This window comes from Ochrobactrum sp. Q0168, assembly GCF_016427605.1.
Taxonomy (GTDB): domain Bacteria; phylum Pseudomonadota; class Alphaproteobacteria; order Rhizobiales; family Rhizobiaceae; genus Brucella.
In genome coordinates, this window is sequence record NZ_JAELXQ010000001.1 from 128,716 (window position 1) to 148,405 (window position 19,690).

Below are 19,690 nucleotides of genomic sequence, written 5' to 3' on the forward strand. Positions count from 1 at the left end.
CACTGCCGCAGTCCTGATTGACGGCCCATCAGCAAAAGCCTAATGTCCAGACATGTGACAGGTTTCCGCCGGACGAATCTGGTGGGACCAAGAGGGAATGCGAAGGACGGACCCATTCCGGGCGTCTTTATCGCAGCCGACCCCGCGACTGTAGAGCGGAGAGGAATGGAGCCAAGCCGGGCGACCGGCAGCCACTGGAACTTAAAGTTCCGGGAAGGTGGTGACATTTCCGACGACCCGCGAGCCAGGAGACCTGCCTGTTGCAGAAGGGTATCATACCCGCGCCCCATGGGAGGTTTTTCCCTGCTGCCTGCACGGAGGTTGTCATGGCTGCACGTATAAATAATTCTGTCTCCACCACGACTACCCTGCCTTTGGCTGCGCGCCTCGGCACGGCTGTTGTTTCCCTGCTTCTTGGCGCGTTTCTCATTTATGGCGTCGGTCTTGCGCATTCGGACGCGCTGCACGATTCAGCGCACGATACCCGCCATTCTTACGGTTTTCCCTGCCATTGATGCTTTAGCATCGACATTGCGAACCGCGATAGCGCGTCGGTTCGCATGGGGAAATGAACGTATGTCTGTTTTTCAAGGAAGCTGACACTGCAGAGCGTCGGATAGCATTTGCTACCGGTGCGCTTTGCAGTTGGGGGAATGAAATGTTGATCCGATATCTTTTGGCCACGCTTGCTGCGGGCCTTCTGGCAGGACTTCTGGTGACGCCTGCCATGTATCTCAAGACCGTGCCGCTGATCATTCAGGCGGAAGTATACGAAGAGGCCAATGGCGGCCATAGTCACGATCTGGGCCATGGACCGGCGGAGGCTGCGTCTCATGAACATGCTACTGAAACGCCTGCCCGTGATCATGCGGCAGCAGCCGCACCAGCCGAAGAAGAGGCCGGGGCAGAACTGCCTTTCGGTCGTCTTGGTAATACGATTCTGGCCAATCTCGTGGCCGGCGCCGGTTTTGCTCTTCTGCTTGGTGGTATTGCGCTGCTGCTCGGTCGCCCGATCACGGTGCAGAACGGCCTTTACTGGGGCATGGCCGGTTTCTTCGCGGTGGCGTTCATGCCTGCGCTCGGCCTTTCGCCGGAACTGCCAGCCATGCCTGCCGCTGATCTTGCAGAGCGTCAGCTCTGGTGGATATTGACGGTCGTTCTGAGCGGCGTTGGTCTCTATCTGATCGTGCTGCGCGGAGAAATCTGGGCAAAACTGCTCGGTCTCGTCGCCATTATCGCCCCGCATGTCTATGGCGCGCCGCATCCGGAGGATATTGCGTCGCCAATTCCGTCGCTGCTTGCGTCGCAATATGCGGTCGCCTCGCTGGCGACGAATCTGTTCATGTGGGCGGTTATCGGTCTGGCGCTCGGCTGGTTCATCCAGCATTACGCCGCATCGGAACTGGAAGGCTGAAAGCGTGGCTCTGCCTGGAAAAATAACCTTTGTTCTTGGCGGAGCCCGTTCGGGCAAGTCGTCCTATGCCGAAAAACTGGTTGAAGCCTCCGGGCTTGAGCCGGTCTATCTGGCGACGGGGCGCGCCTTCGACGGAGAAATGGAAAGCCGTATCGCGGTGCATCGCGACCGGCGCGGCACGCAATGGCAGACTGTAGAAGAGCCGCTCGATCTCAAGGGCGCGCTGTTGCAACAGGCGCAACCGTCAAGATTCGTGCTGGTTGACTGCCTGACCCTATGGGTCACCAATCTCATGATGGCCGAGCGCGACATTGCTTCGGAAGGACGTGATCTGGTTGCCGCGCTTTCTAAGCTGGGTGGGCCGGTTGTTTTCGTCTCCAACGAAGTGGGACTTGGCATCGTGCCGGAAAACCGCATGGCGCGGGAATTTCGCGATCATGCAGGCTTTCTGCATCAGGCCGTCGCTGCGGCGGCGGACGAAGTTTATTTCATGGCGGCAGGTTTGCCGCTCAAGATGAAGGGATAATTCCATGCAGGGTCAGAAGATACCGGCTACCGTGATCACCGGGTTTCTCGGATCGGGCAAGACCACGATGATCCGCAATCTGCTTGAAAACGCCAATGGCAAGCGCATTGCGCTGATCATCAATGAATTTGGGGATCTTGGTGTCGATGGCGGCATTCTGAAAGGGTGCGGCATCGAGACCTGCCGCGAGGAAGACGTGATCGAGCTCAACAATGGCTGCATCTGCTGCACCGTTGCCGATGATTTCATTCCGACCATGACCAAACTGCTCGACCGCGCAGATCGTCCGGACCACATTGTGATCGAGACCTCCGGCCTCGCATTGCCGCAGCCGCTGGTCGCCGCCTTCAACTGGCCGGAGATCAAGACGCAGGTCACGGTCGATGGTGTGGTGACGGTGATCGACGCTGCCGCCGTCGCCGAAGGCCGCTTCGCCGACGATCATGACAAGGTGGATGCGCAGCGCGCTGCCGATGAATCGCTTGATCATGAAAGCCCGCTGGAAGAACTGTTTGAAGATCAGATTCATGCAGCCGACCTGATCGTGCTCAACAAGGCCGATCTGATCGACGCCTCAAGCCTCGACAGCGTGAAGGCTGATGTTGCCGAACGCTCGTCGCGCCGCGTCAACATGGTGCCTGCAAGCTTCGGCAAGCTTGGCGCCGATGTGCTGCTCGGGCTTGGCGTTGGTACGGAAGACGATATCGCCAACCGCAAGTCGCATCATGAAATCCATCATGCCGATGGCCACGAGCATGATCACGATGAATTCGAGAGCTTTGTCGTCGAAGCCGGTTCCGTGTCGGACCCGAAGGCTTTTGCCGAAAAGCTGAAGACCATCATCGCTGACCATGATGTTTTGCGTCTCAAGGGCTTTGTCGATGTGCCGGGCAAGCCGATGCGTCTGGTGGTGCAGGCTGTCGGCCCGCGTATCGAGCATTATTTCGACCGCCCGTGGGGCAAGGATGAAGCCCGTTCGACGCGTCTCGTCGTCATCGGCCTGCATGAGATCGATGAAGACGCCATCACCAAGGCCGTGAAAGACGCAGTTTTGTAATGCATCTTCTGCTTGCCCAGAAAGGAACGATCAGCGACGGCAATGAGGCCGTCGATCTCGGCCAGACGCCGGGCGATATTCTGTTCCTTTCCGCCGCCGACACGGAACTGGCCAGTCTTGCGCAGGCGCATCGCGCTGAACCAGACGGGCCAAGCCTGCGGCTCGCCAGTTTTCTGAGCCTCACCCATCCCATGTCCGTCGACGCCTATGTCGAGCGGACGGCGCGTCATGCAAAGCTGATTGTCGTGCGCATTATCGGCGGCGAGACTTATTGGCCCTATGGGCTGGAAGCGCTTCATGCCTGCGCCGTGAACCATGGCGTGAAGATCGCGGTGCTTCCGGGCGATGACAAGCCGGATCACGGCCTGGATCGTTTCTCGACGGTTGCGAACGCCGACCGTGACGCGTTGTGGCATTATCTGATCGAGGGCGGCGCTTCCAATATGCGCGCCTTCCTCGATTATTGCGCAGCGCTGATTGATGGCGGCGAAAAGCCAGCCGAAGCAGCACCTCTGCTCAAGGCGGGGCTTTGGTGGCCCGGCGAGGCGGTGGTATCGCTCGACCTCATCCGCAGCCGCTGGATCAAGGATGCGCCGGTTGCGGCCATCGTCTTCTATCGCGCGCTGGTGCAAAGCGGCCAGACCCAGCCTGTCGAAGCGTTGATTGCGGGTTTGCAGGCGGAAGGCATCAACCCGCTGCCTCTGTTCGTCTCCAGCCTCAAGGACCGGCTGTCCGCCGCTGTGGTGGACGGCGTTTTCGAAGATTGCACGCCGGATATTGTGCTGAACGCGACCGGCTTTGCCATTTCCTCACCGGGCGCAGAGCGCAAGCCGACTGTGCTCGACAAGCGCGGCAATATGGTTTTGCAGGTGATTTTTTCGGGCACGCCAAGGGCCGTCTGGCAGGCTTCCCAGCAGGGATTGCTGGCGCGCGATCTGGCCATGAATGTCGCCCTGCCGGAAGTGGACGGGCGCGTCCTGTCGCGGGCGGTTTCGTTTAAATCGGCACGGCAATTCGATGCGGCGGTGGAAGCGAATATCGTCACCCATGAGCCGGATGAAAACCGTGTGGCTTTTGTGGCGAAACTTGCGGCAAACTGGGTGCGATTGAAGCGGAAGAAGGCCGGGGAGCGCCGTGTGGCGCTGATCCTCGCCAATTATCCCAATCGCGACGGGCGGCTTGGCAATGGCGTCGGGCTGGATACGCCAGCCGGAACGGTCGAGACGCTCAAGGCCATGGCCGATGCAGGCTATCAAGCTGGCGAAGTGCCTGCGGATGGCGATGCGCTGATGCAGCTTCTGATAGCCGGGCCGACCAATGCCGCGCGCGATGGCCGAGAGATTCGCGAAACCATTTCGCTCAATCAATACAACGACTTTTTCAAAAAGCTTCCCAATGCGATTCAGGCGGAAGTCACCGCCCGCTGGGGCGAGCCGGAAGCCGATCCGTTCTACGACCGGGAACGTAATGCTTTTGCGCTGCCGCTGATGCGGCTTGGCGAAACGCTGACCGGCATTCAGCCCGCGCGCGGCTACAATATCGATCCGAAGGAAAGCTATCATTCGCCGGATCTGGTCCCGCCGCATGGCTATATCGCTTTCTATGCCTACTTGCGCACGATAGCGGATGTCGATGCCATCGTGCACATGGGCAAGCACGGCAATCTCGAATGGCTTCCGGGCAAGGCGCTGGCGCTGTCGGAAAACTGCTATCCGGAAGCCGTGTTCGGGCCGACGCCGCATATCTATCCGTTTATCGTCAACGATCCGGGCGAGGGCACGCAAGCCAAGCGCCGTGCGGGCGCGGTGATCATCGATCATCTGACGCCGCCTTTGACCCGTGCCGAAAGCTACGGCCCGCTGAAGGATCTCGAAGCGCTGGTCGATGAATATTACGAAGCGTCGGGCGTCGATCCGCGCCGTCTGCTGCGGCTTAAGGGGCAGATTCTCGATCTGGTGCGCGATATTGGTCTCGACCGTGATGCAGGCATTCACGACCATGACAATGAAGACATGGCGCTGCAAAAGCTGGATGCCTATCTTTGCGATCTGAAGGAAATGCAGATCCGCGACGGGCTGCATATTTTCGGGCAAGCGCCGCAGGCGCGGCTTTTGACCGATCTTCTGGTGGCGCTGGCCCGTGTTCCGCGTGGCGTGCCGGTTGCGCTTGGCGGAAGGGTCGGCGACCAGAGCTTGCAGCGCGCTATTGCTGTCGATGCCGGGCTGGATGAGGGTTTCGATCCACTGGATTGCAACATGGCCGATCCCTGGACCGGACCGAAGCCGGCATTGCTGGTAGAAGTTAGCCCGGCGACATGGCGTATTGCGGGCGATACGGTGGAACGTATCGAACTCCTGGCGGCAACGTTCGTCTCGGGCGAACAGGCCTGTCCGCAAGACTGGCAACAGACCGGCGCTGTGTTGCAAGCGATAGACGATCATCTGCGGCCAAGCGTTATCGCCTGCGGTCCGGCAGAAATCGAAGGATTGCTGACCGCGCTCGATGGACGCTTCGTGCCGCCGGGGCCCTCCGGCGCGCCAACGCGTGGACGGCCCGATGTCTTGCCGACCGGGCGCAATTTCTTCTCGACCGACAGCCGCGCTGTGCCGACGCCAGCCGCGTGGGAACTGGGACGCAAATCGGCGGAACTGCTGGTCACGCGCTACACGCAGGACCATGGCGAATGGCCGACCTCTTTCGGTCTCACCGCCTGGGGCACGTCCAATATGCGCACTGGCGGCGACGACATTGCGCAGGCTCTGGCGCTGATCGGCGTCAAGCCGGTCTGGGACATGGCCTCGCGCCGCGTCACCGGTTACGAAATCGTGCCGCCTGCCATGCTTGGGCGTCCGCGTGTTGATGTGACCTTGCGCATATCGGGCTTTTTCCGCGATGCGTTTCCCGAACAGATCGCCTTGTTCGACAAGGCGGTACGTGCGGTGGGAGCGCTCGACGAGGACGCCGAAGATAATCCGATTGCCGCACGCATGGCGGCAGAGCAGGCGCGGCTTATGGCCAGCGGAGCCGATGAAAAGACCGCGCAGCGCCGTGCAGGCTATCGCGTGTTCGGCTCGAAGCCCGGCGCCTATGGCGCTGGGTTGCAGGCGCTGATCGACGAAAACGGCTGGGCCGGGCGCAATGATCTGGCGGAAGCCTGGCTTGTCTGGGGCGGCTATGCCTATGGCGCGGGCGAGGAGGGGCAGGCGGAGCGCGGCCTTCTCGAAGAGCGCCTGCGTTCGGTGCAGGCCATCGTGCAGAATCAGGATAACCGCGAACATGATCTTCTGGATAGCGACGATTATTACCAGTTCGAGGGCGGCATGGCCGCGACTGTGGAAAACCTGACCGGTGCTATGCCGACGGTTTATCACAACGACCATTCGAGACCGGAAAAGCCGGTGATCCGCACGCTTGAGGAGGAGCTTTCGCGTGTGGTGCGCGGGCGTGCTTCCAATCCGAAATGGATCGCGGGCGTGATGCGCCATGGCTATAAGGGTGCGGCGGAGATTGCCGCCACCGTCGATTATCTGTTCGCCTTTGCCGCTACCACCGGCAAGGTCGGGAACCATCATTTCGAGGCGGTCTATCAGGCCTATATCGCCGACAAGACTGTGCATGATTTCATGGCCGAAAAGAACCCGGCAGCGCTGGTGGAAACTGCAGCAAAGCTGAACGATGCTATCGAGCGCGGCTTCTGGACGCCGCGTTCGAACTCGGCGCGGTTCATATTGGAAAATCTTCAGAAGTTGAATCCGGAAAGGGCGACAAATGGCTGAGAAATCTGAAAAACTTCTGTCGATGACCGAAGATGAGCTGAATGCGCGCCATGCGGACAAGATGCGCAAGAAGAAGGCCGCGCGCGACAAGATACAGGCCACCAAGACCGAGGAAAAAGGTCTGGTGATCGTCCATACTGGCAAGGGCAAGGGCAAATCCACCGCCGGTTTCGGCATGGTTTTCCGCGCGCTCGGTCACGGGATGAAGATCGGCGTGGTGCAGTTCGTCAAGGGATCGTGGGACACCGGCGAGCGCTGGGTTCTGGAAAAATTTCCCGAACAGGTGACGATTTCGGCATTGGGCGAGGGCTTTACCTGGGAAACACAGGATCGCAGCCGCGATATCGCCATGGCGCGGGGCGCATGGGAGCAGGCCAAGGCCATGATCATGGATGAGGATATCGACATGGTGCTTTGCGACGAGCTGAATATCGTTCTGCGCTATGATTATCTTCCGGTAGAAGAAATCGTGGAGGTGCTGAAAGCCAAGCCCGAGATGAAGCACGTTATCGTGACCGGCCGAAACGCGAAAGATGAGCTGATCGAGGTGGCCGACCTTGTCACCGAGATGGAAATGATCAAGCATCCGTTCCGTTCGGGCGTGAAAGCCCAGAAGGGGATCGAGTTCTGATTATGGTAGCAAGCTGGCAGTTCTGGGCGCTGATGTCGGCGGTCTTCGCCGCACTGACCGCGATTTTCGCAAAGGTCGGCATTCAGGGCATCAATTCGGACTTTGCAACGCTGGTCCGGACGTTCGTCATTATCGGCGCGCTGTGCCTGTTTTTGACGATCACCGGCCAATGGCAAAGGCCGGGCGAGATTTCTGCCAAGTCGTGGCTGTTTCTCGTTCTGTCCGGTCTGGCGACCGGGGCATCCTGGCTTGCCTATTTTCGTGCCTTACAAATTGGCGATGCGGCGCGCGTTGCACCAGTGGACAAGCTTTCGGTGGTGCTTGTGGCGCTGTTCGGTGCTGTCTTTCTCGGTGAGCGCATGTCGACCATCAACTGGTTCGGCATTGTGCTGATCGGCTGCGGGGTGGTGCTGGTCGCCTTGAGGGTTTAAAGTCCAATCCACTGCCGGAGCGGATTGGTCGGGTCCATCAAAAGGCGCACGGCCAGTGCGAGGCTGACCACGATCAAGAGTGGCTTGATCATGCGCGAGCCGACCTTCATCGCCAGACTTGCGCCGATTTGCGCGCCGATGAATTGCGCAATGCCCATGCAGATGCCGATCTTCCAGTTGATGACGCCGACTGCTGCAAAGGTTGCAAAGCCGCCGACATTGGACGCGCAGTTCAACAGTTTCGTATGGGCGGTTGCTTTCAGCACGCCATAGCCCGCCAGCGCCACGAAAGCCAGCATGAAGAGCGATCCGGTCCCCGGGCCGAACACGCCATCGTAAAAGCCGATCAGCGGCACAATGGTCACGCCAAACAGGAACGGGCCGATGCGGCGGGAACGGTCGATGTCGCCGATATTCGGTTTCAGCGCGAAATAAAGAGCGATTGCGATCAACAAAAACGGCAGCGCAGTGCGCATGATTGCGACCGGCAGAACTGTTGCAAGCAGTGCACCGAAGACGGAACCGAGCAGCGAAGCAAGCGCTTCCCGCCATTGCTCGCGAATATTCACGTGCCCCTTGCGCGCATAGGCGATGGTCGCCGATGACGAGCCGAACAGGCCTTGCAGCTTGTTGGTGCCGAGCGCTTCCACCGGGGGAATGCCCGCGAGCAATAGAGCGGGGATCGTAATCATCCCCCCGCCGCCAGCGATGGAATCGATGATGCCAGCGATGAAAGCGGCAGCCGTCAGGAGCAGGGTGATTGTATCGAGAAATTCTGGCATGGAGAGGGTCCGGGAACTGTTGTCGCAACATAACGTTGTTTTCCCGATCCGCCAGCATTAATGATGTGGTTGTGACCACCAACTCGGAGGGGGCCTATGAGCGAAAGCATCTTTGACCGCATTAGCGCATTTTTGAACAAGAAGAGTGCCGTGCAGCGTGTTGCCGATGATCCGGCGCTGGCTTCGGAATTGCTGCTGCTTTTGCATGTTGTGTTCGCCGATGGCGACCAGCACCCAGCTGAAATTGCCGCCTTCAAGGAAATCGCCTTCAAGAATTTCGGTATCGCGGCGGAAGATATTCCGGAAGTGGCCGAATATCTGAAGGATTTCGCTTATGAAACCACGACCAAGCAGGCCGCGAATATGCTCGCCGAAATGGCTCCCGAGCGTCGCCTGTCGCTGTTGCGCGATCTGATGACGATTGCCTGCGCCGATAACCGCATCGACAAATCGGAAACGGTGCTGATCCAGCGTGTTGCCGATGTGCTGGGCATCAAGCATGAAGAATTGCAGCAGGCGCAACGGGGTTCGCCCTGTGGCGCGTGAGGCGCAGCTTGCCGTTCTGGGAATGGGCAGCTCTTCCGGCGCGACGCTTGGCGAATTGATCACCCTTGCGGGCACTGTTCTATCCCAATGCGGGCTGCGCAGGCCTGATATGATCGCGACACTCGCATCGAAGGCCGGTGATTCCATCTGGACTGAACTGGCGGCTCATTACGATTGCGCCTTGCGCTTTTTCGAGGCGAGGCGTCTGGAGGAAGAAACGCCGCGTCTTGCCAATCCTTCCGAGGCTGTGTTCAAGCGCATCGGTTGCCATGGGGTTGCAGAAGCCGCCGCCCTTGCCGGTGCGGGGCCAACGGCAAAGCTCGTCGTTCACAAGACCGGCGTGCCGCGCGCCACCGCTGCGCTGGCTGTGGCGGGACAAGAAAACAGGTAAGACAAAGTGACCGTTCATTTCATTGGCGCCGGTCCGGGTGCGGCAGATCTCATCACTGTGCGCGGCCTGCGGTTGATCGAAAAATGCCCCGTCTGCATTTATGCGGGATCGCTGGTGCCGAAGGATGTGGTTGCTTCCGCTCCGGCGGATGCACGGCTTGTGGATAGCTCATCCATGACGCTCGATGAAATTATTGCGGAAATGGCGGCGGCCTATGCCAATGGGCAGGATGTCGCCCGCGTCCATTCCGGTGATCCGTCGATCTATGGTGCGATCGCCGAACAGATGCGAAGGCTCGATGCGCTGGACATTCCCTATGATGTGACGCCCGGTGTTCCGGCCTTTGCCGCAGCAGCGGCGGCGATGAAGCAGGAATTGACGATCCCTGAAGTCAACCAGACGATCATTCTGACGCGCACATCGATGAAATCCTCCGCCATGCCGGAAGGCGAAGACCTCGCCACACTTGGCCGTTCGGGAGCCACCTTGGTCATCCACCTGTCGATCCGCAATCTTGGCAAGATCGAACGCGAGCTGACGCCGCTTTATGGCGCGGATTGCCCGGTTGTGGTGGCTTATCGCGTCGGCTGGCCGGATGAACTCATCCTGCGCGGCACGCTGGCGGATATTGCCGGAAAGATCGAAGCAGCCGATTTGAAGCGGACCGCGATGATTTTTGTCGGACGCGGGCTCGATCCGAAGAGCTTTCGGGACTCGGCGCTTTATCACGAAGCGCACAGCCATGCGGCGCGTTCAAAGACCGAAGTATAAGCGGATCAGCCCGACGGTGTCTTCCACCGTTGTCGCGACATGTTCAGCCACGACCGCGGGGCGGGCGATCATTATCACGGGCAAGGCGAGATCGCGCGCGGCCCTGACCTTGGCATAGGAGGTGTCGCCGCCTGAATTGCGGCAGACGATCAGCCCGATACGCTTTTCCGTCAGAAATTGCTTTTCCTGCGCGTAAGTGCCCGGTCTGGCGAGCAGGATTTCGCAATTCGCAGGCAGAGGGGCATCGGTCGGGTCGATCATGCGCATGACGAAATGCACATCGGCGCGCGCTGAAAAGGGCGCAATATGCTGACGCCCGAGGGCCAGAAAGACACGTTCTCCCGCCGAGATCAGTCTTGCAGCTTCTTCTTCATTGGCCACAACGATCCATTGATCGCCGCTTTGCTGCACCCATTGCGAACGTTCGAGCCGGAGCAGGGCCGTCCCGGTCGATGCAGTTGCCGTCACGGCATTTTGTGAAATGCGGGTAGCATAGGGGTGCGTGGCATCGATGACGTAATCGATTTTCTCAGCCGCAATATAGGCAGCAAGCCCGTCAGCGCCGCCAAAACCGCCGCTGCGCACCGGACCGGGCAAGGGTGCTGGATTGGCGGTGCGTCCCGCAAGCGAAGTCATGACTTCGACCGGCAAGGCCGAAAGCTCCTGCGCCAGCTTTGCGGCTTCCGTCGTGCCGCCCAAAATCAGCAGCTTAGGCTTAGACGCGGGCAAGGATGGCTCCCGCCCGGTCGGTCACGATGATCTCCACATCGACAGGTGCGCCGCGCAAGGTTGCGAGCGCTGTTTCCTTCGCTTTGACGGCAATCGGCGTGGCGATATCGATGCCGATTGCTTTTGTCATATCAAGCACTTCCTTGGCGGTGTTCGCAAAGAGAATCCGGTCCTTGAAGTTTCCGGGCGCGCCCGCCTGTTCGGCAATCTCTGCCAGAAAGCCCATATCGACCTGACTGCGGGCCGAATGCAGATCGAGCGCGCCCTGGGCAAGCTTGGTGAGCTTGGCGAAACCGCCTGCAATGGTCAGCTTGTCGATCGGATGATCGCGCAGATATTTGAGCACGCCGCCTGCAAAATCCCCCATGTCGAGAATGGCGAAATCCGGCAGATCGTAGATCGCTTGCGCGGCATCTTCCGAAGTGGAGCCTGTCGCGCCAAGTACATGTTTCTGGCCCGCCGCGCGCGCCACATCGATGCCGCGATGGATGGAGTGAATCCAGGCCGAGCATGAGAAGGGATGCACGACGCCCGTGGTGCCGAGGATGGAAATGCCGCCAACAATGCCAAGGCGCGGGTTCCACGTCTTCTTTGCGATTTCCTCGCCGCCGGGCACGGAAATGGTGATGACGAGATCGGCGGGCAGCCCGTATTCGGCGCAGATTTCCTCGCAGACTTCTGTCATCATGCGGCGCGGAACCGGGTTGATCGCGGCTTCGCCCGGTGGAATAGGCAGTCCGGCCCGCGTGACGGTGCCAACACCTTCGCCCGCACGAAAAACCACGCCGGTTCCGGGCGGAGCGGGAAAGACGGTCGAAATGATCGTCGCGCCATGCGTGACATCCGGATCGTCGCCCGCATCCTTGACGATGCCCGCCATGGCATAGCCTTCACCAAGCCCCTCATAGGCCAACTGGAAATAGGGCACTTCCCCTTTCGGCAGAATGATTCCGACCGGGTCGGGGAATTCGCCGGTGATAAGCGCGGTCAGCGCCGCCTTGGTCGCGGCGGTTGCGCACGCGCCTGTGGTCCAGCCACGTCTAAGCTCGCTTTTTCCAAGCTTTTTATTGGGGTCTGCGGTTTCGTCACTCATGGATGCCTTATAAGGTATCTGATAGCAGTGCCGCTAGATTTATTAATGGTTGAAGAGAATGAGCGGAATCGGATCGACGACAGAACGGGGCATTGCCCTGCCAGCGATGGAGCCGGGCCATGTCTGGCTGGTCGGCGCCGGGCCGGGAGATCCGGGATTGCTCACGCTTCATGCCGTCAATGCGCTGCAACAGGCGGATGTCATCGTCTATGACGCTCTGGTGGATGAAGCCTGTCTGTCGCTGAAAAACGAACAGGCTGTGCTGGAATATGCGGGCAAGCGGGGCGGTAAGCCCTCACCGAAACAGCGCGACATTTCACTTCGGCTTGTGGAACTGGCGCGGCAGGGCAAGAAGGTTCTGCGCCTCAAGGGCGGCGATCCCTTTGTTTTTGGTCGCGGCGCGGAAGAAGCGCTGACACTGGTGGAACATGGCGTGCCATTCCGCATCGTGCCCGGCATTACGGCGGGCATCGGCGGATTGGCCTATGCGGGCATTGCCGCCACACACCGCGATATCAACCAGTCAGTGACGTTCCTGACAGGGCATGACGCAACGGGATTGCTGCCTGACCGCATTGATTGGGACGGCATCTCAAAATCGTCACCGGTTATTGTCATGTATATGGCAATGAAACATATCGATCTCATCACGGCTCGGCTGATCGCTGCCGGACGCTCGCTCGACGAACCGGTCGCTTTTGTCTGCAATGCCAGCCTTCCCGAACAGACCGTTCTCGAAACGACGCTGGCGCGCGCTGCCGCCGATGTTGAAGCTTCCGGGCTCAAGCCGCCTGCCATCGTGGTGGTCGGTGAGGTGGTCCGGCTGCGCGGCGGTCTCGACTGGATCGGGGCCGCGCAGGGACGCCAGCTTGTCAGCGATCCGCTGGATATCAGACGTGGAGGCCAGAGCGCATGAAGGGTCTTATGATCGCCGCGCCCGCCTCCGGTTCCGGCAAGACGACGGTAACGCTTGGTTTGTTGCGCGCCTTGAAGCGGGCCGGTGTCGCCCTTGCGCCGGTGAAAGCCGGGCCCGATTATATCGATCCTGCCTATCATAAGGCTGCAAGCGGTGCGGAATGCTTCAATCTCGATCCATGGGCGATGCGGGTGGAACTGATCAGCGCCCTGTCGGCCCGGATGACCGAAGGTGGAAAAGTGCTGATCGCCGAAGGCATGATGGGCCTTTTCGACGGCGCGCTGGACGGACAGGGCTCTTCCGCCGATCTGGCAAGGCTGCTCGATCTGCCGGTAGTGCTGGTGGTTGATTGCGCAAAACAGTCCCATTCCATTGCGGCGCTGGTTTCAGGCTTCAGCCGGTTTCGCAAGGATGTATTCGTTGCAGGTCTGGTGTTGAACCGTGTCGGTAGCGCTAGTCATGAAACCATGTTGCGCGATGCGCTCAAGCCGCTGGGTATTCCCGTCGTTGGGGCTTTGCCGCGTGACGCGGCACTGGCTTTGCCGGAACGCCATTTGGGGCTGGTACAGGCGGGCGAACATGCCGATCTCGAACGCTTTCTCGACCACGCCGCCGATATGATCGAGGCGCACATCGATCTTGCCGCACTGCGGCATATCTGGTCGGCACCGAAGCGTTTCGTTCAGATGGCCAATGTGCCGCGTCTTCAGCCGCTTGGAAGTCGCATCGCCGTTGCGCGCGATGACGCATTTGCCTTTGCCTATACGCATCTGTTCGAAGGCTGGCGCAGGCGCGGGGCGGAAATTTCCTTCTTCTCGCCGCTGGCGGATGAAGCGCCGTCACCGGTGGCGGATGCGATCTATCTGCCGGGCGGTTACCCTGAACTCCATGCGGAACGGCTTGTCGCCGCGCAGAATTTCCAGAACAGCATCAAGGCTGCGGCGGCGCGCAGTATCACCGTCTATGGCGAGTGCGGCGGCTATATGGTGCTAGGCGAGACGCTGGAAGATGCCAGCGGCAAAAATCATCCGATGCTGGGTCTTTTGCCGCTGGAAACGAGTTTTGCCAAACGCAAGCTGCATCTTGGCTATCGCGTTCTGGAGCCGTTGGGCGGATCGCCTTGGCAGGTGCCGCTGAAAGGCCACGAATTTCATTATGCCAGCATCACGCGCGAAGGCGCGGCGGACAGGCTGTTCAAAGTCCGTGATGCGGTGGGGGATGATCTGGGCGAGGCCGGGCTGAGGGTCGGGTCGGTCGCCGGTTCCTTCATGCATGTCATCGATTTTTCCGGAGATCATGCGTGACATCCAATATTGAACATGGGGGCGCGCTGGACAAGGCGATTGCGCGTTTTGGCGGCATGCCGGGCGATTGGCTCGACCTTTCGACCGGGATCAATCCCGAACACTATCCATTGCCGGATATTCCGGCCGAAGTCTGGAATCGTTTGCCGGATGAGCGGCTGCTGCGCCAGACGCTTGAACTTGCGCGCGACTATTACGGGCTGACGGAAGGCGCGCCCATCGTTGTCGCACCCGGTACACAAGCGCTGATCCAGATCATCCCGACGCTGGCGCAGCCTGCAACCGTCGCCGTTTTGACGCCGACCTATCAGGAACATGCAGCTTCTTTCGCCGCGTCAGGCTGGCAGGTTGTGGAATGCGCTGGCATCGCCGATATTCCCGACCATGCGACGGCTGCGGTTATCGTCAATCCGAACAATCCCGATGGGCGGGTGATTGCTGCCGATGAATTACTCGCTCTCGCCCGGACTATGGGTGCGCGAGGCGGCTTTTTGGTGGTGGATGAGGCTTTTGCCGATCCGCATCCCGAAGTCAGCGTCGCAGCGCTGGCTTCCGATGAGCCGCTGATCGTGCTGAAATCCTTCGGCAAGTTTTTCGGTCTGGCTGGCGTGCGGCTTGGTTTTGCCGTCGCGCAGGCTGGTATTGTCGAGACGATAGCGCGGCGGTTGGGCCCATGGGCTGTGCCGGGTCCGGCGCTTGTCATTGCTTCCGACGCCTTTGCGGGCGGCGAGACATTGCAGGCGTTTCGCAGGCGGATAGACGTTCGGCGTCGGGGACTATCCGATGTGCTTGCGCGATGCGGATTGTGGGAAGTTGGCGGCACGGCGCTTTTCTCGCTGGTTGCCCACGACAACGCCCGCACATTGTACAATGCCTTGTGCGCGGAGCATATTCTTCTCCGCAAGTTTGCTTATGCTCCGCATTGGTTGCGGATCGGTCTTGCCAATGACGATGCCGATCTTGCGCGTCTGGAACGTGCGCTCAATCAATGTCTCGGAAAAGCAGCTTGAAAAAGTGATTCATGAATCTCGGTTAAATCCATGGAAATAAAGCTGATTATCCTGTCGCTGGCGCTCATTCTTGACCGTGTTGTCGGCGATCCGCCGCAGCTCTGGCAAAGGTTGCCGCATCCGGTGGTGCTGTTTGGCAAGGCGATTGCCTGGGGGGAGAAGCGCTTCAATGATCGCACTTTGCCGGAAGCGGTTCTGCGCCGGAACGGCATGTGGCTCACCATTGCGCTGGTCGCGGCCTGTATTCTGGTGGGGCTGGCGATTGAAAGCCTGCTGCCCTTCGCCGGCTCGGCTGGAGCGGTGGCGGAAATCGTCATCGTTGCCGTGCTATTGGCGCAGAAGAGCCTCGGCGATCACGTCGGCGCGGTTGCGCGCGGGCTGCGTGACGAGGGTATCGAAGGCGGACGCAAGGCGGTTTCAATGATCGTCGGACGCAATCCCGATCAGCTGAGCGAAGGCGGCGTCAGCCGTGCTGCCATTGAAAGTCTGGCGGAAAACGCCTCGGACGGCATCGTTGCCCCGGCATTCTGGTTTCTCGTCGGCGGTCTGCCGGGACTGTTCGCCTACAAGATGATCAATACCGCCGATTCGATGATCGGGCATCTCAATGATCGTTATCGGCACTTCGGTCGTTTCGCTGCGAAGCTGGACGATGTTGCCAATTATATTCCCGCACGCCTGACGGGTCTTCTGGCGGCGCTGGCGACAGCGTTCACCCGCAGCAAGGGGGCGGCGAGAGCCGCTCTATCGGTCATGCGCAGCGATGCGCGCCTGCACCGCTCGCCCAATGCGGGCTGGCCGGAATCCGCTTTTGCGGGTGCGCTCAATCTGGCGCTGGCCGGTCCGCGTCAATATGGCGAAGAGAAAGTGGAAGGGCCGATGCTCAATGCATCGGGCAAGCGCGAGGCCGAAGCGACCGATATTGACGCAGCGTTGGACCTGTTCTGGGCGACCATGACCCTAATGACTGGGTTCCTTATAGTTGCAAGCCTTCTCGGTCTTATCTATCAGCTGGTATGAAGCGCGAGCCTTCATAGCGCTGCAAGCGGTTGGGATTGTCCGTCCGCATGCCGGTTCCGTCGAATTTGATCGTACCAAGCACCGTTTCGAAGGATGCATTGCGCAGCGTATCGAGTACCGGCTGCTTTTGTTCGTCGGCTTTGCTGACGGCATCGGCGGCGATCTGCACGGTTGCATAGCCCGTGAGCGCATAGGCTTCGACAAGGTGGCCCGCTTGATGCAGCGCGTCGATTGCCGGTTTCGCGGTTGGCAGATCCTGCGGCTTTAGCGGCGCCGTCATCAATGTGCCGTCGCTCAAACGCTTTGCGCCGGGTGCTGCGTCGAGAAGGCTGCCGCCTGCAATCACCAGCGGATAATTGAGCGAAGCAGCACTTGCGCCAATGGCGGCGATGTCGTCGCGTTCGCCGCCAACATAAACGTGGGTGGCCCCAGCGCGCTTCAGCCGGGCAACCAGCGCATTCTGGTTTTCAAGCCCCGGACGATAGGTGTCGGTGAAAACCGGCTGCAGCTGCTGTTCTTTCAGGCTGGCAAGGACACGGCTCGCGCGCTCGCGCCCTTCTATGGTGCCATCGTCGATCACCGCGAAAGGCTGGGCGCGCCACAGACTACCGAGAAAACTCGCCGTCGCCTGCGTTTCCTTTTCCAGTCCCGTGCTGATCCGAAACGCTGGCAAGGGCGACGCGGCACGGCGCTCGACAAGGGTCTGTTCGCTGACGCCCGACACGATGACCGGAATATTGCGCTCGGCCAGAACGGGCAACGCTGCTTCCAGCGCTTCGGCGCAGAGAAAGCCCGATGCAATACGGACATTTTGCGCGATGAAGCGTTCTGCGGCTTGCTTGCCGCCTTCCGCGTCGCAATGATCGTCGAAGATAACGAGATCTGCGCTTTTTTCATCAGCGGCGGCCCGTGCGCCTTGTACCAGCTGATTGCCCAATGGCGCGAAGGTGCCGGTCAAAGGTGCGGCCAGACCGATCCGGACATTATCCGCATACGCCATGCCCGATCCCGCCAGCAACAGCATGGCGAGGCTTGTCAGAACGGCAACGGGAAGCTTCCCAGACTCAATCACGTTATCGGTCTTCTTTATACAATTCGTGGCAATGTGATCGAAAAGTGGGTAGCGGTTTCCGCGCCTTTGTGCAATGCCCGTAATCTATGCCAGTATTCTGGCTAAATATTATGGTCGGCAACGGATCAATTCTGACGTGCAAACGATAAATAACATTATTTCCGATGCGGTATCTGTGGAACCGAAGGCTTACCGCGACGCCATGAGTCACTATGCTGGTGCGGTGCAAATCGTGACGACCGATGGCCCGGCCGGGCGTCGCGGCCTGACATTGACTGCGGCCTGTTCCGTATCCGACGCTCCGGCGACGGTGCTGATCTGCCTTCAGAAGATCCATGAAGACAATCGCCTTTTCATCGAAAACGGCGTCTTTGCCATCAACACGCTGGCGGGAACGCATCAGCAACTGGCCGATGCCTTTTCCGGGCGCATTGGCCTGACGCAGAATGAGCGTTTCGAACTGGCGACGTGGGAAAGGCTTGCCACCGGGGCGCCCGTGCTTGCCGATGCGCTGGCGGCTTTCGACTGCCGGGTTGTCAGCATTCAGGATCACTCGACCCATCATGTGCTGTTCGGCGAAGTGATTGCTCTGCGTTCAAATCCCGATGCATCTGCGCTCATCTATCTGAACCGGCGCTATCACACGCTCGATTTGTGATTGGATGGCCGGGGAAGAGGCAAATGAAAAAGCGATTGAACGCAACAGCGCGCGCTGGACTTGTCGGTATGGCAGCGCTGCTGTTGTCGGTGTCCGTAGCTTGCGCACAAGGGCCTCTACCGCCCTTCAAGGATGATGCCTTTGCCTATCCGGGCGTGTTGAGCAGCGCCGATGGCGGCGATTATAAAATCGTTGATTACAATGAGATGCGCGACATCAATGGTCGCGACAGCGTGCCGGAAAAGCGTGTCAAGGACAGCTATATTTCGCTCAAGGCGCGGGCCTATCAAAAGGACGCCACCTTTCAGACTGCGGCTGGGCCAGTCAAGGCAATGCTTGCCGGCAAGCAACAGGGCGCGTCCTTCATCGTGATCTATCTGCACGGTCGTGGCGGTAACCGACTGCAGGGCATGAATGATTTCACCTTTGGCGGCAATTTCAACCGCGTCAAGAATCTGGCGACGTTGAATGGCGGTCTCTATGTCACGCCGGATTTCAAGGATTTCGCCGATACCGGCGAAGCGCAGGTCGCCGGACTGATCGAGGCTTTGAAAGCAACATCGCCTTCCGCGCCGCTGATCCTTTCCTGCGGCTCACAGGGCGGTTCGCTGTGCTGGCGCATCGCGTCCAATGAAAAGGCGGGTGCTCAGCTCGCCGGGCTTATTCTGCTCGGTTCGTTGTGGGACGACGGTTTCTTCACATCGGCGACGTTTAAACGGCGTGTTCCAATCTTCTTCGGGCATGGCAGCCGCGATCCGGTTTTCGCCATCGACCGGCAGGAAGCTTTCTATCGCGATATTCGCAAGCGCGCGCCGGGCTATCCGGTGCAGTTCCGGCGGTTTGAGTCCGGCAACCACGGCACACCGATCCGCATGACGGACTGGCGGGAGATGCTGAACTGGATTCTCGCAAAACAGTGACGACAGTTTTGTGGATGCGAATCGAAATTCCGGCTCTGTGGCGTTCCTGCCACTCGACAATCGGCTAAAAGCGAATAGTTATCGAAGTTAAAATTTTACCTATCCAGCAGACCTTATGAGGTAGACCATTATGTCCGGACGAGTCCGCATCGGAGCCCGTTTCCTTGCCATTGCCATGTTGGCCCCGCTTGCTGCCGCCTGTACGACGACTGCGCCCGTTGCCATCACCCCCGGCAAGACCGATTCGCCGGTGCCTGCGGCCAGCTCTTCGCTGCCAAGCTTCCTTCCGACTCCTGTAAAGAGCGTGGATTATTCTCTGGCGCAGCCATGCATCACAGCCGCTGCCAACAAGTACTTCCTGCCGGAGCACGCCATCAGCGCTGTCGACTCGCGACCAGGTGCCAATGGCGGCACGGATGTGGACCTGAAGGTCGATCTGCGCACCGCAGTTTGCCAGCTGACCGCCAAGGGCGGCGTGCGTGCTGTTATCGATACCTCGCCGAAGAGCGCCGATCAGGTTGCCGCTGAAGCTGCAGCCGCCAAGGCGGACGCAGCCGCTGCTGCCGCGCCCAAGAAGGTCAAGGCAAAGAAAAACTGATTCCATAAACTTGGATAAGCTACGAAAAAGGCAGGGATTTCCCTG

The 19,690-nt window shown here is 59.7% G+C and carries 21 protein-coding genes and 1 riboswitch; of the genes, 17 read left to right on the forward strand and 4 right to left on the reverse strand.

Annotation, left to right across the window (positions count from 1 at the left end):
- Positions 1–42 precede the first annotated feature (42 nt).
- Positions 43–276, forward strand: a riboswitch (cobalamin riboswitch).
- 50 nt (positions 277–326) lie between these two features.
- The 7 genes from JAU75_RS00555 (at position 327) to JAU75_RS00585 (ending at position 7,835) form a co-directional block, all read left to right on the forward strand.
- On the forward strand, positions 327–515 hold the full coding sequence (locus JAU75_RS00555) for a CbtB domain-containing protein (protein WP_199053757.1): 189 nt from the start codon (positions 327–329) through the stop codon (positions 513–515).
- Positions 516–658: 143 nt separating this feature from the next.
- Positions 659–1,414, forward strand: a complete 756-nt coding sequence (locus tag JAU75_RS00560) for a CbtA family protein (protein ID WP_199053759.1) — start codon at positions 659–661, stop codon at positions 1,412–1,414.
- A gap of 4 nt (positions 1,415–1,418) precedes the next feature.
- A complete protein-coding gene (gene cobU / locus JAU75_RS00565) occupies positions 1,419–1,940 on the forward strand; it encodes a bifunctional adenosylcobinamide kinase/adenosylcobinamide-phosphate guanylyltransferase (protein WP_371836093.1) in 522 nt (173 codons plus the stop codon).
- 4 nt (positions 1,941–1,944) lie between these two features.
- Positions 1,945–2,997: a cobalamin biosynthesis protein CobW gene (cobW, locus tag JAU75_RS00570; RefSeq protein ID WP_199053763.1), complete on the forward strand. Its 1,053-nt coding sequence runs from the start codon at positions 1,945–1,947 to the stop codon at positions 2,995–2,997.
- Positions 2,997–6,773, forward strand: coding sequence for a cobaltochelatase subunit CobN (gene cobN / locus JAU75_RS00575; RefSeq protein ID WP_199053765.1), 3,777 nt, complete (start codon positions 2,997–2,999; stop codon positions 6,771–6,773). The genes cobW and cobN overlap by 1 nt, the downstream gene beginning before the upstream one ends.
- Positions 6,766–7,404 carry a cob(I)yrinic acid a,c-diamide adenosyltransferase gene (gene cobO, locus JAU75_RS00580; RefSeq protein WP_199053767.1) on the forward strand — a complete coding sequence of 213 codons (639 nt, stop codon included), beginning with the start codon at positions 6,766–6,768 and terminating at the stop codon, positions 7,402–7,404. The genes cobN and cobO overlap by 8 nt, the downstream gene beginning before the upstream one ends.
- 2 nt (positions 7,405–7,406) lie before the next feature.
- Positions 7,407–7,835: an EamA family transporter gene (locus JAU75_RS00585; RefSeq protein ID WP_138786300.1), complete on the forward strand. Its 429-nt coding sequence runs from the start codon at positions 7,407–7,409 to the stop codon at positions 7,833–7,835.
- On the opposite strand, the gene JAU75_RS00590 is transcribed toward JAU75_RS00585, so the two are convergent.
- Entirely contained in the window at positions 7,832–8,617 is a 786-nt protein-coding gene (locus JAU75_RS00590) for a TSUP family transporter (RefSeq protein WP_199053769.1), read from the reverse strand. The two genes, JAU75_RS00585 and JAU75_RS00590, sit on opposite strands and share 4 nt — an antisense overlap.
- A 96-nt stretch (positions 8,618–8,713) precedes the next feature.
- Between JAU75_RS00590 and JAU75_RS00595 the strand changes: the two genes are divergently transcribed.
- Genes JAU75_RS00595 through cobM form a run of 3 tightly spaced genes read left to right on the forward strand, consistent with a single transcriptional unit; the run spans position 8,714 to position 10,325 of the window.
- Positions 8,714–9,163 carry a TerB family tellurite resistance protein gene (locus tag JAU75_RS00595; RefSeq protein ID WP_078339313.1) on the forward strand — a complete coding sequence of 150 codons (450 nt, stop codon included), beginning with the start codon at positions 8,714–8,716 and terminating at the stop codon, positions 9,161–9,163.
- Positions 9,164–9,185: 22 nt separating this feature from the next.
- Positions 9,186–9,554: a cobalamin biosynthesis protein gene (locus JAU75_RS00600; RefSeq protein ID WP_199054882.1), complete on the forward strand. Its 369-nt coding sequence runs from the start codon at positions 9,186–9,188 to the stop codon at positions 9,552–9,554.
- 6 nt (positions 9,555–9,560) lie between these two features.
- On the forward strand, positions 9,561–10,325 hold the full coding sequence (cobM, locus tag JAU75_RS00605; protein ID WP_199053771.1) for a precorrin-4 C(11)-methyltransferase: 765 nt from the start codon (positions 9,561–9,563) through the stop codon (positions 10,323–10,325).
- On the opposite strand, the gene JAU75_RS00610 is transcribed toward cobM, so the two are convergent.
- Positions 10,308–11,054: a cobalt-precorrin-6A reductase gene (locus JAU75_RS00610; protein ID WP_199053773.1), complete on the reverse strand. Its 747-nt coding sequence runs from the start codon at positions 11,052–11,054 to the stop codon at positions 10,308–10,310. The genes cobM and JAU75_RS00610 overlap by 18 nt on opposite strands.
- The gene (locus JAU75_RS00615) at positions 11,041–12,147 is read right to left on the reverse strand and encodes a cobalt-precorrin-5B (C(1))-methyltransferase (protein ID WP_199053775.1); all 1,107 of its coding nucleotides are present in this window, start codon (positions 12,145–12,147) and stop codon (positions 11,041–11,043) included. The genes JAU75_RS00610 and JAU75_RS00615 overlap by 14 nt, the downstream gene beginning before the upstream one ends.
- A 58-nt stretch (positions 12,148–12,205) precedes the next feature.
- Here JAU75_RS00615 and cobA point away from each other — a divergent pair, with 58 nt between their 5' ends.
- From cobA to cbiB, 4 genes are read left to right on the forward strand one after another with little or no spacing between them, the layout of a single operon-like run.
- A complete protein-coding gene (cobA, locus tag JAU75_RS00620) occupies positions 12,206–13,063 on the forward strand; it encodes a uroporphyrinogen-III C-methyltransferase (protein WP_199053777.1) in 858 nt (285 codons plus the stop codon).
- Positions 13,060–14,367, forward strand: coding sequence for a cobyrinate a,c-diamide synthase (locus tag JAU75_RS00625; protein ID WP_199053779.1), 1,308 nt, complete (start codon positions 13,060–13,062; stop codon positions 14,365–14,367). Before cobA ends, JAU75_RS00625 begins: the two co-directional genes overlap by 4 nt.
- Entirely contained in the window at positions 14,364–15,377 is a 1,014-nt protein-coding gene (cobD, locus tag JAU75_RS00630; RefSeq protein WP_199053780.1) for a threonine-phosphate decarboxylase CobD, read from the forward strand. The genes JAU75_RS00625 and cobD overlap by 4 nt, the downstream gene beginning before the upstream one ends.
- A 30-nt stretch (positions 15,378–15,407) precedes the next feature.
- The gene (gene cbiB, locus JAU75_RS00635; protein ID WP_199053782.1) at positions 15,408–16,397 is read left to right on the forward strand and encodes an adenosylcobinamide-phosphate synthase CbiB; all 990 of its coding nucleotides are present in this window, start codon (positions 15,408–15,410) and stop codon (positions 16,395–16,397) included.
- On the opposite strand, the gene JAU75_RS00640 is transcribed toward cbiB, so the two are convergent.
- Positions 16,378–17,469 (reverse strand): branched-chain amino acid ABC transporter substrate-binding protein, encoded by a 1,092-nt coding sequence (locus JAU75_RS00640; RefSeq protein WP_199053784.1) that lies wholly within the window; start codon positions 17,467–17,469, stop codon positions 16,378–16,380. The genes cbiB and JAU75_RS00640 overlap by 20 nt on opposite strands.
- A gap of 136 nt (positions 17,470–17,605) precedes the next feature.
- Here JAU75_RS00640 and JAU75_RS00645 point away from each other — a divergent pair, with 136 nt between their 5' ends.
- The 3 genes from JAU75_RS00645 (at position 17,606) to JAU75_RS00655 (ending at position 19,645) form a co-directional block, all read left to right on the forward strand.
- Entirely contained in the window at positions 17,606–18,127 is a 522-nt protein-coding gene (locus JAU75_RS00645; protein ID WP_371836094.1) for a flavin reductase family protein, read from the forward strand.
- Between the two features lie 23 nt (positions 18,128–18,150).
- Complete coding sequence (locus JAU75_RS00650; protein WP_199053788.1) at positions 18,151–19,047, forward strand: alpha/beta hydrolase; 897 nt, start codon at positions 18,151–18,153, stop codon at positions 19,045–19,047.
- A 130-nt stretch (positions 19,048–19,177) separates the two neighbouring features.
- Positions 19,178–19,645 carry a hypothetical protein gene (locus tag JAU75_RS00655; protein WP_199053790.1) on the forward strand — a complete coding sequence of 156 codons (468 nt, stop codon included), beginning with the start codon at positions 19,178–19,180 and terminating at the stop codon, positions 19,643–19,645.
- The last annotated feature ends 45 nt before the right edge of the window (positions 19,646–19,690 follow it).